At 69.6% G+C, this 16,222-nt stretch carries 10 protein-coding genes and 1 riboswitch; of the genes, 5 read left to right on the forward strand and 5 right to left on the reverse strand.

The window, feature by feature from the left end; translation table 11 throughout:
* Window positions 1–526 precede the first annotated feature (526 nt).
* Window positions 527–1,981, reverse strand: a complete 1,455-nt coding sequence (locus tag AAHZ94_RS12305; protein ID WP_349992874.1) for a gamma-aminobutyraldehyde dehydrogenase — start codon at window positions 1,979–1,981, stop codon at window positions 527–529.
* Window positions 1,982–2,161: 180 nt separating this feature from the next.
* Here AAHZ94_RS12305 and AAHZ94_RS12310 point away from each other — a divergent pair, with 180 nt between their 5' ends.
* The 5 genes from AAHZ94_RS12310 (at window position 2,162) to AAHZ94_RS12330 (ending at window position 9,455) form a co-directional block, all read left to right on the forward strand.
* The gene (locus AAHZ94_RS12310) at window positions 2,162–2,635 is read left to right on the forward strand and encodes an Lrp/AsnC family transcriptional regulator (protein WP_349992875.1); all 474 of its coding nucleotides are present in this window, start codon (window positions 2,162–2,164) and stop codon (window positions 2,633–2,635) included.
* 2 nt (window positions 2,636–2,637) lie between these two features.
* Entirely contained in the window at window positions 2,638–4,026 is a 1,389-nt protein-coding gene (locus AAHZ94_RS12315; protein WP_349992876.1) for an aspartate aminotransferase family protein, read from the forward strand.
* A gap of 1,560 nt (window positions 4,027–5,586) precedes the next feature.
* The gene (locus AAHZ94_RS12320; RefSeq protein WP_349992877.1) at window positions 5,587–6,315 is read left to right on the forward strand and encodes an ABC transporter ATP-binding protein; all 729 of its coding nucleotides are present in this window, start codon (window positions 5,587–5,589) and stop codon (window positions 6,313–6,315) included.
* Entirely contained in the window at window positions 6,297–7,718 is a 1,422-nt protein-coding gene (locus tag AAHZ94_RS12325; RefSeq protein ID WP_349992878.1) for a hypothetical protein, read from the forward strand. Before AAHZ94_RS12320 ends, AAHZ94_RS12325 begins: the two co-directional genes overlap by 19 nt.
* A 618-nt stretch (window positions 7,719–8,336) precedes the next feature.
* A complete protein-coding gene (locus AAHZ94_RS12330) occupies window positions 8,337–9,455 on the forward strand; it encodes an LOG family protein (RefSeq protein ID WP_349992879.1) in 1,119 nt (372 codons plus the stop codon).
* Between the two features lie 576 nt (window positions 9,456–10,031).
* Here AAHZ94_RS12330 and AAHZ94_RS12335 read toward each other — a convergent pair.
* The 4 genes from AAHZ94_RS12335 to rlmN form a co-directional block, all read right to left on the reverse strand.
* Window positions 10,032–11,042 (reverse strand): ABC transporter ATP-binding protein, encoded by a 1,011-nt coding sequence (locus AAHZ94_RS12335; protein WP_349992880.1) that lies wholly within the window; start codon window positions 11,040–11,042, stop codon window positions 10,032–10,034.
* Window positions 11,043–11,297: 255 nt separating this feature from the next.
* Complete coding sequence (locus AAHZ94_RS12340) at window positions 11,298–12,938, reverse strand: ABC transporter permease (RefSeq protein WP_349992883.1); 1,641 nt, start codon at window positions 12,936–12,938, stop codon at window positions 11,298–11,300.
* Between the two features lie 260 nt (window positions 12,939–13,198).
* Window positions 13,199–14,275 (reverse strand): thiamine ABC transporter substrate-binding protein, encoded by a 1,077-nt coding sequence (locus AAHZ94_RS12345; RefSeq protein WP_349992881.1) that lies wholly within the window; start codon window positions 14,273–14,275, stop codon window positions 13,199–13,201.
* A riboswitch (TPP riboswitch) is annotated at window positions 14,272–14,383 on the reverse strand. It overlaps the preceding gene by 4 nt.
* A 201-nt stretch (window positions 14,384–14,584) precedes the next feature.
* Complete coding sequence (rlmN, locus tag AAHZ94_RS12350; RefSeq protein ID WP_349992882.1) at window positions 14,585–15,691, reverse strand: dual-specificity RNA methyltransferase RlmN; 1,107 nt, start codon at window positions 15,689–15,691, stop codon at window positions 14,585–14,587.
* Window positions 15,692–16,222: the final 531 nt, after the last annotated feature.

Below are 16,222 nucleotides of genomic sequence, written 5' to 3' on the forward strand. Positions count from 1 at the left end.
CCGCCTCGCGCGCGAGGCTGCGCCGCCCGCCCCGTGCCCCGTGCCCCGTGCCCCGTGCCCCGTGCCCCGTGCCCCGTCAGCAGCGTCGCCGCCCCGTGGCCCCGTAATCCACCCACACCACCGCGCACCACACGAACGCCCACCCCGCCCCATACCAGGCGCGCCGCGACGCGTCCTGAGCCACCGCAGCCCCGGCTACTCCCAGTCGCACACGCCCCGCCGCTCCCACCGCAATGCCCTGCCCTGCCTGCCCGCTCCGGCGTACGGCAACGGGCCGGCCCGTACGCATTGCGTACGAGACCGACCCGCTTCAGTTTGGGACGGCAGCGGCCACTAACACGCAGCCGCTACCACCATGCGCCGCGCCGGTCACCCCTATCTGCCGGGCCCCCGTGCGGCCAATACCCCGCCGCCGTCAGCCCGGTCGTCCGAGGGCATCGGCACGGACGCGGGCACGCGCGGCGCGGCCACCTCCGCGCCACAAACGGAGCGCCGCGCGCCCCCGGTCCTCAGCCCTCCCCCAAGCTCAGCCCTCAAGCGACGTCATCACGTGCTTCACGCGCGTGTAGTCCTCGAAGCCGTAGGCCGAGAGGTCCTTGCCGTACCCCGACTTCTTGAAGCCGCCGTGGGGCATTTCGGCCACCAGCGGGATGTGCGTGTTGATCCACACGCAGCCGAAGTCGAGGGCCTTGGAGAGGCGCATCGCGCGCGCGTGGTTCTTGGTCCAGACGGACGAGGCGAGGGCGTACTCGACCCCGTTGGCGTACTCGATGGCCTGTTCTTCGCTGCTGAAGGACTGGACGGTGATGACGGGGCCGAAGACCTCCTTCTGGATGATCTCGTCGTCCTGCTTCAGGCCGGAGACGACAGTGGGGGCGTAGAAGTACCCCTTGTCGCCGACGCGCTCGCCGCCCGCCTCGACCTTGGCGTGTGCCGGGAGCCGGTCGATGAAGCCGGCGACCTGTGCGAGCTGGTTGGCGTTGTTGAGCGGGCCGTACAGCACGTCGTCATCGTCCGGGGCGCCCGTCTTGGTGTCGGCGGCGGCCTTGGCCAGTGCGGTGACGAACTCGTCGTGGATCGACTCGTGGACCAGCACCCGGGTGGCGGCGGTGCAGTCCTGGCCCGCGTTGAAGAAGCCGGCCGTCGAGATGTCCTCCACCGCCTTGGCGAGGTCGGTGTCCTCGAAGACCACGACCGGGGCCTTGCCGCCGAGCTCCAGGTGCACCCGCTTCAGGTCCTTCGACGCGCTCTCGGCGACCTGCATGCCCGCGCGCACGGAGCCGGTGATGGAGGCCATCGCAGGCACCGGGTGTTCGACCATCAGACGGCCGGTGTCGCGGTCGCCGCACACGACGTTGAAGACGCCCTTGGGGTGGCCGAGTTCAGCCAGTACGCCACCGATGATTTCGGCCATCAGGACGGTCGACGCGGGGGTGGTGTCCGATGGCTTGAGAACGACGGTGTTGCCCGCGGCGAGCGCCGGGGCGAACTTCCAGACGGCCATCATCATGGGGTAGTTCCACGGGGCGACCTGCGCGCAGACGCCGATCGGTTCGCGCCGGACGATGGACGTCAGGCCCTCCATGTACTCACCCGCCGAACGCCCCTCCAGCAGGCGCGCCGCGCCCGCGAAGAAGCGGATCTGGTCGACCATGGGCGGGATCTCTTCGGTCCGGGTCAGGCCGAGAGGTTTGCCGGTGTTCTCCGACTCAACGGCGATCAGTTCCTCCGCGCGCTCCTCGAAGGCGTCCGCGATCTTCAGAAGGACCTTCTGCCGCTCGGCAGGGATCAAATCGCGCCACGCGGGGAAGGCCGCCTTGGCAGCGTCCATGGCGGCGTCCACGTCCGCCGCGGCGGAGAGCGGGGCGCTGGCGTACGCCTCGCCGGTGACCGGATTGACCACCTCCGTGGTCCGCCCGTCGGCGGCGTCCCGGAACTCCCCGTCGATGTAGTTGCGCAAACGACGCAGCTCGGTGGTCACAGCCACCCCTCCCTGCCTGGTTGTCCGATGGGTGAGACACCCACCCTAGCCCCCAGGTTGACGCTTTCGACATACCCACTCGCCGAAAACTGCGGAATCAGTCACTCAGCCGAATCCAAACAACGGATTCCGGCATTCTAGAGTTGCGACACGGCCGAGTCCTCGTGCACAGTGAGTCGGGTGGCCACACCTGACAGACACAGTTCGCCCTCGATCGACGCCGTCTCGCTGGCGATCATCGAGCAGCTCCAGGAAGACGGACGGCGCCCGTACGCCGCGATCGGCAAGGCCGTGGGCCTCTCGGAGGCGGCGGTGCGCCAACGCGTACAGAAGCTGCTCGACCAGAACGTGATGCAGATCGTCGCCGTCACCGACCCGCTCACCGTGGGGTTCAGGCGCCAGGCGATGGTCGGCATCAACGTCGAGGGGGACCTCGACCCCGTGGCCGACGCCCTGACGGCCATGGAGGAGGTGGAGTACGTCGTCGTCACGGCGGGCTCGTTCGACCTGCTGATCGAGATCGTCTGCGAGGACGACGACCACCTCCTGGAAATGATCAACAAGCGGATTCGCACGCTGCCTGGCGTGCGCTCCACCGAGAGCTTCGTCTACCTCAAGCTCCGGAAGCAGACCTACACCTGGGGAACGAGATAGCCATGAGCGTCAACACCGATCCGGCGGCGACCAACGCGCGCCATTCCAAGGCGGCGTACGACCACCTGTGGATGCACTTCACGCGCATGTCCTCGTACGAGAACGCCCCCGTGCCCACCATCGTGCGCGGCGAGGGCTCGTACGTGTACGACGATCAGGGCAAGCGGTACCTCGACGGGCTGGCCGGGCTGTTCGTGGTGCAGGCCGGGCACGGCCGGACGGAGCTCGCCGACGCCGCGCACAAGCAGGCGCGGGAACTCGCCTTCTTCCCGGTGTGGAGCTACGCGCACCCCAAGGCGATCGAACTGGCCGAGCGGCTCGCGCACTACGCGCCAGGTGACCTGAACAAGGTCTTCTTCACCACCGGCGGCGGCGAAGCCGTGGAGACGGCCTGGAAGCTCGCGAAGCAGTACCACAAACTGACCGGCAACCACGCCAAGTACAAGGTCATCTCGCGCGCCGTCGCCTACCACGGCACGCCCCAGGGCGCGCTGTCCATCACCGGGCTGCCCGCGCTCAAGGCTCCGTTCGAGCCACTGGTGCCCGGCGCGCACAAGGTCGCCAACACCAACATCTACCGGGCGCCGTTGCACGGGGACGACCCGGTGGCGTTCGGCCGCTGGGCCGCCGACCAGATCGAGCAGCAGATCCTCTTCGAGGGGCCGGAGACGGTCGCCGCCGTGTTCCTCGAACCGGTGCAGAACGCCGGCGGCTGCTTCCCGCCTCCGCCCGGCTACTTCCAGCGGGTCCGCGAGATCTGCGACCAGTACGACGTGCTGCTCGTCTCCGACGAGGTGATCTGCGCCTTCGGCCGCCTGGGCACCATGTTCGGATGCGACAAGTTCGGCTACGTGCCGGACATCATCACCTGTGCCAAGGGCATGACCTCCGGCTACTCGCCGATCGGTGCCACGATCGTCTCCGACCGCATCGCCGAGCCGTTCTACTCGGCGGACAACACCTTCCTGCACGGCTACACCTTCGGCGGCCACCCGGTCTCGGCCGCCGTCGCCCTGGCCAACCTGGACATCTTCGAACGCGAGGGCCTCAACCAGCACGTCCTCGACCACGAGGCCGCCTTCCACACCACCCTCTCCCGCCTCACCGACCTCCCGATCGTGGGCGACGTGCGCGGCAGCGGCTTCTTCTACGGCATCGAACTGGTCAAGGACAAGCACACCAAGGAGACCTTCACCGACGAGGAGTCCGAGCGCCTCCTGTACGGCTTCGTCTCCAAGAAGCTGTACGAGAACGGCCTCTACTGCCGCGCCGACGACCGGGGCGACCCGGTCATCCAGCTCTCCCCGCCCCTCATCGCGGACCAGGCCACGTTCGACGAGATCGAGCAGATCGTACGGAGCGTCCTGACGGAGGCTTGGACCAAGCTCTGAGGCCGACCGCATCTACGCGGCGCCCCGCGTCCCTGCCTGCTTGGCCTGTTTGGCTCGGTCTGACTGGCTCGGTCGTCTGGTCCGCGGCTGCCCCTGCTTGGCTCCGTTCCGACTCGTGCGGGGGTTGAGGTGGAGCGGAGAGCTGGGGCGCGGGCACGGGCTCGGGTGGGCAATGGGCAACTGGGCGTGCGCCCACGCCTCGGTCCGAGAGCCCCGGAGCGCACGGTCAGCGGATCACCCGACGCTCTGGCTGGGGGGCGGAGCACGGGGCTGAGGTACGAGCCTGCGGGGCAGAGGGACGGGGTACGGAGCCGGGGGCATGGCACTTTGGCACTGACGGTACGAGCTTGTGGGGCGTGGCAATGGTGGCCTGCGCGCCGTTGCAGAGGTACGGGGCACGGGGTACGGGCGGCGGAGGGCGGCAGTCGCGAGTACGGAGATAGCCGGCCCTTACGAGCTGACCGACCGAAGCTGAGAGCGGAGATCGGAGGTACGGGCCCTGGGGCATAGGGCACGAGTCCTGGGGCACAGGGCACGGCGGGGCGAGATGTGCTGGAGCGGGACGCTTCAACGGGGAGGGAAGGCGTGGGGCCGCGGTTGTGTGGCGTCGTTGGGCCCAGCCTCACCCCGCAGGAGAGGCCGGCGCCAAGCGGGCATGGCGAACTGGTGGACCGCTGCCCCCGAACTACCGCTACACCGCTCCGTGTCCTCGCGTCCCCGTGCCTCGTGTCCGTTCCGTCGATTCTGTTACGTCGATTGGGTTCGACTGGTTCGGTTCTGCTCGATCTGGAAGAGGCATTCCGGATGGGCTCCGTACGCCCCCAGGCCGCCGCACGCCATGAGCACCCGCCCACCCCAGCGGAGCCATCTCCGCGCAGTCCACGAGCATGACGTGCTGCCACGTTCGCCTGCCCCATCTATGACGCCGGCTCTAGGCAGGGCTCAGCCCCAGTAACGGGGCCCTCGCGCCGGCTGCGATGGGACGCCCTATGGCCTCCGGCGACATGCGCCACGGCGCAATCGTGAGGACGGGGCACGGTGCGCCCCGTGCCCCGCGTGACGGCCGCCCGCCCCGTACTCCGCACCTCGCGCGCGAGGCTGCGCCGCCCGCTCCGTGCTCCGTGCTCCGTGCTCCGTGCTCCGTGCTCCGTGCTCCGTGCTCCGTGCTCCGTGCTCCGGCAGTGTCCGGATGGAGTCCGACACCTGGGCAAGTCCACCGCGTGCGGAGGCACGGAGCGGAGGAATCACGAAGTAAGCAGAGCCCCCGCCCCCGGCCGTCTGCATGGGTCATCGACGTCAACGGGCGTCCGCGTGCGGCGCCATGCACCCTGCGTCGACCACATCCACCACGCCCCCGCCGCATCACGCACCCCAGAGCACGCACCAGGCCATGGCGCGAACGGCTGATTCGAGGGCTGATCGGAGGAATGACGCCGCGTCGGCGCCGTGGTTGTGGGCTGTTCCGCCGTCCGATTCCTTACCGTGCCAGTGACCGATCGTCCCTGTCTTCGTTCACTCAGCCAGGGAACGCGGACAATCGTCAGCAACCGAGGTACTTCCATGGTGGCTCCGCCCGACAACGATGTGCTGTGGGCGCGCGCCCTCACCTACGCCTACGGCGGTTCCCCGGCACTGACCGGAGTCTCCCTCGGGGTTCCTGAAGGGGAGATCCTCGCTGTGTCCGGGCCCCGTGGCTCAGGGAAGACCACCCTGCTGCGCTGTCTGTCCGGCCAGCTCCTGCCCGACAGCGGCGAGGTGTGGTTCAACAGCGCACCGGTACACACCCTGACGCCCCTCGCGCGGGAACGGCTACGAGGTGAACGGTTCGGCTGGATCGATCCCGAGCCGTTTCTCGTACCTGAACTGACCGCCTGGGAGAACGCCGCGCTCCCCCTCATGCTCCGCGGCGTACGGCGCAAGAACGCCAGGCACATGGCGCACGAATGGCTCGACAGGCTCGACGTCGGTGAGTGCGCACGGAGCCGCCCGGCCGCCCTCCTCCAGGCGCAGCGACAGCGCGTCTCCGTCGCCAGGGCCCTCGCCGCCGAACCGGCCGTCCTCTTCGCCGACGAACCGACAGCCCCGCTGCACACGGCCGACCGCGAACAGGTGCTCCGCACCATCACCACGGCAGCACGTTCACACGGCATCACGGTGCTGCTCACCTGCCAGGGCTCGGAGGTCGAACCACTGGTCGACCGCTCCATCTCGCTCGTCGACGGTCGCCGCAGCGGGCCGGTCGTCGCCCCTGACGCGGAGGGCAATGCGGCGTGTTCAGTCTCCGCCTAGTCCTGGGTGCCGGCCCGCTGGTTCAAGTGCGGCGGTCGCTGGTCGCCCTCGCGTCCGCGGGGGTCGGCTTCCTCCTGCTGTGCTCACTGGGGTACGCGCTGGGGCACCCTGACGAAACGTCCGAGTCCGTCGCCCGGCTGCTCTGGTGCGCGGCTCCGCTTGCCGCCACGGTCCAACTCGCCCTTTCGGTAGATCGTGTTGACTCACCAACCCGTTCCGTCCCACCAGGTCTGGCCGCCGCCGGCTACGGCCCCTTTCGCCGGTCGCTGCTCGCCGCGGCGGCAACCGCGCTGATCTGCTCAGCCGGCAGCCTGCTCGCGCTCTTCGTCTTCGTCTACCTACGGGGCAGCCTGGTCGCCCCACCATCTGGCGGGCCCGCCATCGACGCCCTGGCCGTGGGTTACCACCTTCCGGCCGGCGCCGTACTGACACTCCTCTCGGTGCTGCCCGTCCTCGCCGCGGCAGCCAGTGCCTACGGCTACCGGGCACACGTCCCATCGAACGCGCGCCCTGCCCGTGCGCCACGGAGCGCACGCACGGCGCGCGCTGCCGCAGCAATCGCCGCCGCTTCCTGTCGCCCTGCCCCCTACATCTCCCGAACCGCGCTGGCCTCCCCGGAGCCGGTCGCCCCGCAGAGCGGCATCGTGCCGTCAGGGGGCCCGCCCCTCGGCATCGAGGTGGCCGCCCCGTCAACCACAGCGACACCGGAGCCAACAAGCACAGACACGGCCCCGTCACCCCACACCGCCGTCAGGACGGCTGTCTCCCCCTCCACAGCCGAAGTGGCGGGCCTGCCGTGGGGAGTCGCGTTGATCTCGGTGGGGCTGGCGCTTGAGGCGTACGTCAGCCGCGACACGTCCACCACCCAGGACCTCATCCCCATGCCCGGCCAGCTGAGCGGCTCGGCCATCGCAGTCCTCGCAGCCTGGTTCCTGGCCTCGATGGGGCTCGTACTCGCCGGCCCCGGCCTCGTACGCGGCTGCGGCCAGTTGCTCACGGCGGGGCGGCCGGGAGGCGTACGGCTTCTCGCGGGACGGGGTCTCCAGGACGAGGCGGGCAGACTCGGCCGCCCCCTAGGGGCACTCTGTGCGGTCGCCAGCAGCACCTACGTGGCGACCCGACTCCACGACGCCGTACCCGGCCTGACGGCCGACCGTCCGCTCGGCCCCCTCACGGGCCTCGGCGCCGCACTCGTCGTGGGCTGCACGACGGCCACCGCACTCCTGACCATGTGGGAGTGCCGGCACGCACGTGCCACAACCACCCAGGCGCTGCTCCGCCTCGGCACCCCCCGAACCGCGCTTCGCAACGCTGCCGCGCTCCGGGTAGCGGCCGTCATGGCAGTTCTCACTAGCCTCACCTGGCTGGTCGCCGAACTAGCCGTCATGCCCCTCGTACCGTGACCCGAATGCAGCACCCGGCCATGAGGCAATCCGCCACGACCCCAGCCTGAAGCCCAACCACAAGTCCGCGCACACCGGTCTGGCGCTTCACCCGTGGCTGGTCAGCCAGTACGGGCGAGCACCGCAACGCGCGGTGTGTCCCGTTGGCCTCACTGCGGAGTGACCGCGCCACCAACGCTCCGCCAAGCACGATCCGTACACACGCAAGCCGCTCCAGCCAGTGCGGTCACCAGCTTCCTCTACGCAGACACGACGGCGCCCCGTACTCCGCACCTCGCGCGCGAGGCTGCGCCGCCCGCTCCGTGCTCCGTGCTCCGTGCTCCGTGCTCCGTGCTCCGTGCTCCGTGCTCCGTGCTCCGTGCTCCGTGCTCCGTGCTCTCCAGGATGGGTGCGCGGGGGCCTCGCAACCAAGCCGATGGGCTTCCCGTAACGAGCAACGCTCAGCCTCGTGCTCCCGCAGACAGGTCGCCGGCGCACAGCACCATCTCGGTGTCGCTCAACTCGTTTTCAGGTAGGCGCCTTTAGGGATCCGATGGGAATTCACTTCCCGCTGCCGTTCCGCACAGGGCTTCACATACGGACGTCAACGCCCCGGAGCCTGGGCCCTAGCATGGCCGCGTGGCCATCAACGACACCGCCCTCGACCAGAGCGACCGCGAGATCGAATCCCTCGCCGAGTTCGACCAGGTCGTCGCCGCGGGTTCCCTGATCGGGTTTCGAATACAGTCGGTGGACCTGACGGAGCGCACCTTCGCCCTGCTGTCGACGGACACCTCCGAAGCCGTGTTCCTGGGCTGCGCCATGCAGCCGGAGGCAACGGCCAAGGTCCGGGCCAGCGGGGCTCTCGTCTTCCCGCCGGTGCCGCATCTGCCGTTCAACCCGTACCGCGGTGCCCTCTACTCGGCCGGCGAGCTCTTCCACGGCCTTGCAGACGGGTACGAGCAGACGCCTGACGCCCAGGCCTACGCCTGGTTCGAGCACACCAAGGCCGACGGCGACATCTTCGCCTCCATGCTGCGCAGCATCCACGACGACGCCGTGTCCGACGCGCTGGATGAACACCTCACCGGCGCTCGGGTGGTGGGCGTGATGGGCGGCCACGCACTGGAGCGCGGCAGCATGGAGTACGCCGGAGCCGCTGAACTCGGCAGGACCCTGGCCCGCAGCGGGCTGACGGTCGCGACGGGCGGGGGCCCCGGCGCCATGGAGGCGGCGAACCTGGGGGCCTACACCGCCCCGTTGGCCAACACTGCCTTGGACGAGGCACTGGAGCTATTGGCCAAGGCCCCGTCCTTTGCCCCGTCCATAGGGCACTGGGCGTCAGCAGCCTTCGACGTACGGAACCGTTGGCCGAGCGGCGGCACGTCCATCGGCATCCCCACCTGGTTCTACGGACACGAGCCGCCCAACGTCTTCGCCTCGCACATCGCGAAGTACTTCGCGAACGCCACCCGCGAAGACGGGCTACTCGCACGGAGCAACGCAGGGGTGGTCTTCCTGCCCGGAGCCGCAGGTACGGTGCAGGAAATCTTCGACAACGCCACGCCGAACTACTACGAATCGCGCGGCGAACCCACTCCGATGGTCCTCGTCAACCGTCACCACTGGACGCTTGAACTGCCCGCCTGGCCACTGCTCCAGACCCTCGCCAACGGGCGCCCGATGGCCCGCCGCATCGCACTCGTCGACACGGTCGAAGACGTGCCAGAAGCTCTGGCTCGCCTGACCACGGCGTAGGCCAGGGTGACTCGGCCGCCAGCCGTCGCGTACAGCTCCGTGCGGTGTACCGGCAGCTCGCTGTGGGTGAATGGTCGAACCCACTGTTGTCCCAGCTTGCTCTTAGACTTCCCGGGTCCCTGTACGTCCGCAACAGGCCATCAGCCAGCTCGCGCAAGGACGGACCCGTCCGCGCCTGGCGTACAAACGCCTGACCGGACCGCAGGGCGAAAGCTCAGGGCCCCGTGCTTCTGCCACACACACCGCGCGGCGTCCCTCCCGGTCCGGTCAGCCCTACAGCTCGCTCGCCGCGCCCGCGTGCTCAGCCGCCCAGACTGCACGCCCCGGTTCGCTCATTGCTCCGCCGCCCCGTGCCCCGTGCGGGATCTCCAGCCCGTACCAGCGAAGACGAACGGCGCCGCGCCCCGCGCGCGAGGCTCCACGCCCCATCCCCAACCCTGCTCCCTGCTCCGCACTCCGCACGGCATGGTGCTCCCCCATCCGCCCCGTACGCAGCCACTCGCTCACTCAGCCCCATACACCGCTCTGGGACAGCAAAAGCGGGCCCGACGCCACAGCCTCCAGGTCACCTGCGGATCAAGCCGGATCGCCCAGCACCACCACATCCTCCGCCACGAACTCGACCGACACCCGGTCCCCCTCCGCTGGTGCGTCCCGCAACGGGCACGCTGCCTCCAGTGTCGGGCCGTGTTCGGGCCGCAGGAGCAGCGAGACACCTAGGCCGCCCCGGAACGTCCGCGCTTCCACGACGCAGGCAAGGCCATCGCCGGCTGCCGCGAAACGCACTCCGATCGGTCGCACCAGAAGACGGCACGGCCCAGGACGCGCTCCGTCGGGTACGGGAATCGCCCCCCAGGGCGTGTCCGCCGTGGCCCCGCTCACGGTGGCTTTCACGACGTTGTCGAAGCCGAGGAAGCGGGCGACGAACTCGGAGGCGGGGCGCTGCCAGACCTCAAGCGGCGTTCCCACTTGGGCGACACGGCCCTCCCGCATGACCACCACACGATCAGCGAGCGCGAACGCCTCCCCCTGGTCGTGCGTGACAGCGAGCACCGTCGTACCGAGTTGGCGGAACATCTGGCGGAGCTCCACGACGAGCCGCTCCCGCAGCCCCCGGTCGAGCTGGCCCAGGGGCTCGTCCAGCATCAGCAGCTTCGGACGTGGGGCCAACGCGCGCGCCAGCGCCACCCGCTGCTGCTCGCCGCCTGACAGGGCAGCGATCGCCCTGCGTTGCGCCCCTGGCAGACCTACGAGGTCGAGGAGTTCGGCTACGGTGCGGTCGACATCGGTTCGCTCCGCTCGTCGCATACGCAGGCCGAACGCGACGTTGCCGGCCACGTCGCGCTGCGGGAACAGTTGATGGTCCTGGAACATGAGGCCGACGCCCCTGCGATGGGCCGGCACCTTGGACTGGTCACGCCCACCGAGCCAGACCCGCCCCGCTTCCGCCGCCTGGAGACCCGCCACCACACGAAGCATGGTGGACTTACCGCTCCCACTCGGCCCTAGCACGCAGACTGTCTCGTGCTCGGCCACGTCGAGGTTCACCGCGTCCAGCGCGAGTCGGTCGCGGAACCTGACCGTCACCGCGTCCAACCGCAGAAGAGCCCCGTCCAGCGCCCCGCGCTCCGTGCCCCGTGCCCCGTCGCCCCATGCCCCGTCCTCGCGCCGCTCCGCCGGCGTGGGACGTTTGGCCGTGGGACGTTCGGCCGTGGAAGGTAGCGGGGCGGAGGGCGCCGGGGCGCGGCGCTCCGACGTCCCCGACGAATCGTCGCCCTGCTGTGCGGCGGGGGGCTGCGGCCCGCGGCCCCCATCAGCCCGTTTCTTGTCCGACGACGTCATCTAGAACTCTCCCGAACGGTTGATACGGAGCCGCTCAAGGACCAGCAGCGCTGCCGCACAGACGACCATCAAGATCGTGCTCAGGGCCATGGCCTGGCCGTAGTTGAGTTCCCCGGCGCGGCCCAGGAAGCGGGCGATGGCCACCGGCAGGGTGGGGTTGTCGGAGCGTGCGATGAAGACGGTCGCCCCGAACTCGCCCAGCGACACGGCGAACGCGAAGCCCGCCGCGATCAGCAACGCCCGCCGGACGAGCGGCAGGTCCACCTCGCGCCAGGCACGGACCGGCGACGCGCCCAGGACGGTCGCGGCCTCGCGCAGTCGATCGTCGACTGCACGGAGCACCGGCAGCATCGTGCGGACCACGAACGGCACGCCAACCAGGGCCTGCGCCAGCGGCACCAGGAACCACGAGGCCCGCAGGTCCAGCGGCGGCTCGTCCAAGGTGATCAGGAAACCGAACCCTACGGTGACCGCAGACGTTCCGAGCGGCAACATCAGGAGCGCGTCGAAGCCCCGTACCAGCCGCCCCGCCCGCGCCGGTTCGCCGCCCCGTGGTCCGCGCACGGTGAGCGCGGCAGCGGCAAGGCCACCGACGAGCAGCGCGATGACGGCCGCCGCCAACGCGTACTGCAACGAGTTCCACAACGCGTCCAGGGGCGCAACGACGAAGGTGCCACCGCTCTCATCGGCGGAAGCCAGCACCCGGTAGAAGTCGAAACCGTACCCACTGGGGCCGGAGAACGACCGCTCCACGAGGACGGCCAGAGGCAGCAGTATCAGCAGGGCGATCACCACGAGGACACTCACCTGCAGTGTCCATTGCCCCGCGCCCCGTGGGCGACGGGCCGTGTGCGAGGCATCCACCAGCCGGAGGGTCGTCTCCCGCCGCCGCACCGTCCACGCGTGCACGGCGAGCAGCGATGCCACCGCGGCGAACTGAGTGAGGGTGAGCACGGCAGCCGTGGGCAGATCCAGAAGTTGCGCGGTCTGCCGGTAGATCTCCACCTCCAACGTCGCGTAGCGCGGCCCACCGAGGATCTGGACGGCGCCGAAGGACGTGAAGGTGAACAGGAAGACCATGAGGGCCGCCCCGGCGATGGCTGGCCCCAGAGCAGGCAGCGTCACCCTGCGCCAGGCCGCGAACCGCCCGGCCCCCAACATCCGCGCCGCCTCCTCCTGCCGCGGATCGAGTTGCGCCCACAGTCCACCGACGGTGCGTACGACCACGGCGTAGTTGAAGAACACGTGGGCGAGCAGGATGGCCCACACCGTGGTGTCCAGTCGCACGCCCCACAGCTCGTCGAGCAGCCCACCGCGCCCCAGCAGCGCGAGGAACGCCGATCCGGCGACCACGGTGGGCAGCACGAAAGGCACCGTCACCACCGCCCGCAGCACCTGCTTGCCCGGGAAGTCCAGGCGCGCGAAGACGTACGCGCCGGGGAGTGCGAGAGCGAGGGTCAGCCCCGTGGACGCGGCGGCCTGCCAGGTGGTGAACCACAGGACGTCCAGTACGTCGGGGTCGCTCAGGACCTCACCGATGCGGCCGAACTGCCACGTGCCGCCCGCACGGAGCCCGCGCGCCGTGATGGCGGCGACCGGATAGCCGAAGAAGAGCCCGAAGAAGCCGAGCGGTACGGCCATCAGGCCGAGCCGGAGCACCGATGTCCGCCATGCTCGCGGGTGGCGTTTACGGGGGCCCGTACGCCATCGCCCGGACGCGCCGCGCGCCCCGTACTCGGCGCCCCGTGCTCCGTGGCTCTGGCTGCCGTCCTCGCGCTCGGTGCCCCGCGCTCCGTGCCCCCTTGCTGCCATTCCGGCGCACCGGTCTCCGCGGCCGGCTGCCCCGTGCCCCGTGCCCCGTTCGGCTGCCCCGTGCTCCGTGTCGGGAGGCAGTCCGTCGTTCACCTCACGACGAGCGAAGTCCACGACTTGATCCACTGCTCACGATTGTCGGTGATCTCCTTCGGAGCAACCGTCGCCGGCTTGGCGATCTGGGCCCCGTACTTGGTGAACACCTCCGGCAGCTTCGCGCCTTGCCGAACCGGGTTGACGTACATCGAGACCGGCACGTCCTCCTGGAAGGTCTTGCTCAGCATGAAGTCCAGCAGTGCCTTGCCGCCCTTGGTGTTCTTCGCTCCGTCGAGCAGCCCGGCGAACTCGATCTGGCGGAAGCAGGTCCCGGTGGCCACGCCCGTCGGGCCTTCCTTGGGCTGGGGCTCGACACCGACCACCTCTGCGGGCGGGCTGGAGGCGTACGAGACGACGAGCGGCCTGTCGCCCTTGCCGGAGCCTCCGCTGGAGCCGGAGAAGCGGTCGTTGTACGCCTGCTCCCAGCCGTCGACGACCTCGACCCCGTTGCCCTTCAGCTTCTTCCAGTAGTCCTGCCAGCCGTCGGCTCCGTAAGTGCCCACGGTGCCGAGCAGGAAGGCGAGCCCGGGCGATGACGTGGCGGCGTTCTCGGTCACCAGGAGGTTCTTGTACTGGGGCTTGATCAGGTCGTCGAAGGTGTTGGGCGGGGCGAGCTTCTTGTCGGCGAAGAACTTCCGGTCGTAGTTCACGCAGATGTCGCCGGTGTCCACCGGGGTGACACGGTGCTTCGCGGCATCCAGTTGCAGCGCCGACGGCACCGTGTCGAGGTCCTTGGCGCGGTACGGGGCGAAGACGCCTTTGTCGAGTGCGCGCGAGAGCAGGGTGTTGTCCACGCCGAAGAACACGTCACCCTGCGGGTTTCCCTTGGACAGGATGGCCTGGTTCACAGCCGCCCCGGCATCGGCGCCGCGGACCACCTTGACCTTGTAGCCCGTCTGCTTGGTGAACTCCTTCCAGACGCCCTTCGACACCTGGAAGGAGTCGTGCGAGACGACGGTGACCGTCTTGGAGTCCGACCCGCTGCCGGAATCGCCGCAGGCGGCGAGCGTCGCGACGCCGAGGGCGCCGATCGCGGCGGTGCTCACGGCACGCCGAAGGTAACTGTTCATGAGTGACTCTGACTCCCTACGCCGGTATGACCCGGATCAGGTCCGAGGGTCTGCGGCCCCTCACAGGTGCCGCACTCTCAGCGCCTCGGCGCTCCCCTGTCGGAAATGTTCGCTTGTACGACCAAAGCAATATTGCGGCACATTATCAGCGCCGCATCCCGCGACGAAGCCGCACTACCGTCGCGTCGCACGGAGCCTCGCGCACACGGGGCACGGGGCACGGGGCACGGGGCACGGGGCACGGGGCACGGGGCACGGGGCACGGGGCACGCCGAGTATGCGGTACGGAGCGGCGCCCCCCTGGCGCCGTCAGCGCTCGGACGCCGCCAGTTGCCCACACGCCCCGTCGATCTCCTGACCACGGGTGTCCCGAACCGTCACGGGTACGCCATGCGCTTCGAGCGCCGCCACGAACGCCCGCTCGTCCTCCGGTCGCGAGGCGGTCCACTTCGACCCGGGCGTGGGGTTGAGCGGGATGAGGTTCACGTGGACCCGGTGCCCGCGGAGCAGCTTCCCCAGCAGGTCGGCGCGCCAGGCCTGATCGTTGATGTCCCTGATCAGGGCGTACTCGATGGAAATCCGACGGCCGGACTTCTCCGCGTACTCCCAGGCGGCGTCCAGCACCTCACGCACCTTCCAGCGCGTGTTGACAGGTACCAGGGTGTCCCGGAGTTCGTCATCGGGTGCGTGCAGGGACACCGCGAGACGGCACTTGAAGCCCTCGTCCGCGAACCGGAGCATCGCGGGGACCAGGCCGACGGTGGACACCGTGATGCCACGCTGCGAGAGCCCCACGCCGTCCGGCTCCGGGTCGGTCAGCCGTCGGATGGCGCCGACCACCCGGTTGTAGTTGGCCAGCGGCTCACCCATGCCCATGAAGACGATGTTCGACAGCCGGGCCGGGCCACCAGGTACCTCGCCGTCCCGCAGGGCCCGCATGCCGTCGACGATCTGGTGCACGATCTCGGCCGTGGAGAGGTTACGGTCCAGCCCCGCCTGCCCCGTGGCGCAGAACGGGCAGTTCATGCCGCAGCCCGCCTGAGACGAGATGCACATCGTGACCCGGTCCGGGTAGCGCATGAGCACGGACTCGACCAGAGTGCCGTCGTGGAGCCGCCAGAGCGTCTTGCGGGTGGTGTCGTCGTCGCAGCTGATGTGCCTGACCACGTTCATGAGGTCCGGCAACAGTTCGGCAGCCAGCTTCTCGCGCGCCGCGGCGGGGATGTCGGTCCAGCCCGCCGGGTCGTGCGCGTAGCGCGCGAAGTAGTGCCGGGAGACCTGCCCAGCACGGAACGGCTTCTCACCGATGGCAGCCACGGCCTCACGGCGCTCGGCAGGGGTGAGATCGGCGATGTGCCGCGGCGGCTTCTTGGCTCCGCGCGGCGCGACGAAAGTGAGTTCTCCAGGTGCAGGCATGGTCCATCTAGTGTCGCAGACGTACGCCAAAGGACTCGCCGACCGTGATCAACAGGCTGGGGCACCACGAAACCGCAGGCCAGAAGGTTAAGCCACCACGAAGCCCGCTCTGTTCTGCCCCTCCCCCATGCGCAACCGCGCGGAGCGCCGGTATGCAGGGAGCAGACCTGTCCACCCGTCTGCCGTCTCTTGCGCGATGTCTGCTTCGTACGCATCCCCGTCGAGGAGAAACCCACACTCGCCCCGCCAGGCACGCACCACTCCCGAACACAGCGAGGGGACCCTCACCGCCCCACTACCAGGACGCCGCGCCCCGTGCGCTGCCAGCTACGCGATACAAGCAGGCACCCTGAAGGCCGCGCCCTACCTCACAGCACCCCCAAGCTCGGGACATGACGCTCCGTGCCCAAGGTGAAACCCAGGCACCGCGACGAACCGTGGAACACCACTGCACGGTGCTCCGTGCTCCGTGCTCCGTGCTCCGTGCTCCGTGCTCCGTGCTCCGTGCTCCGTGCTCCGTGCTCCGTGCTC

Source organism: Streptomyces sp. HSW2009 (genome assembly GCF_040240285.1).
GTDB lineage: Bacteria > Actinomycetota > Actinomycetes > Streptomycetales > Streptomycetaceae > Streptomyces.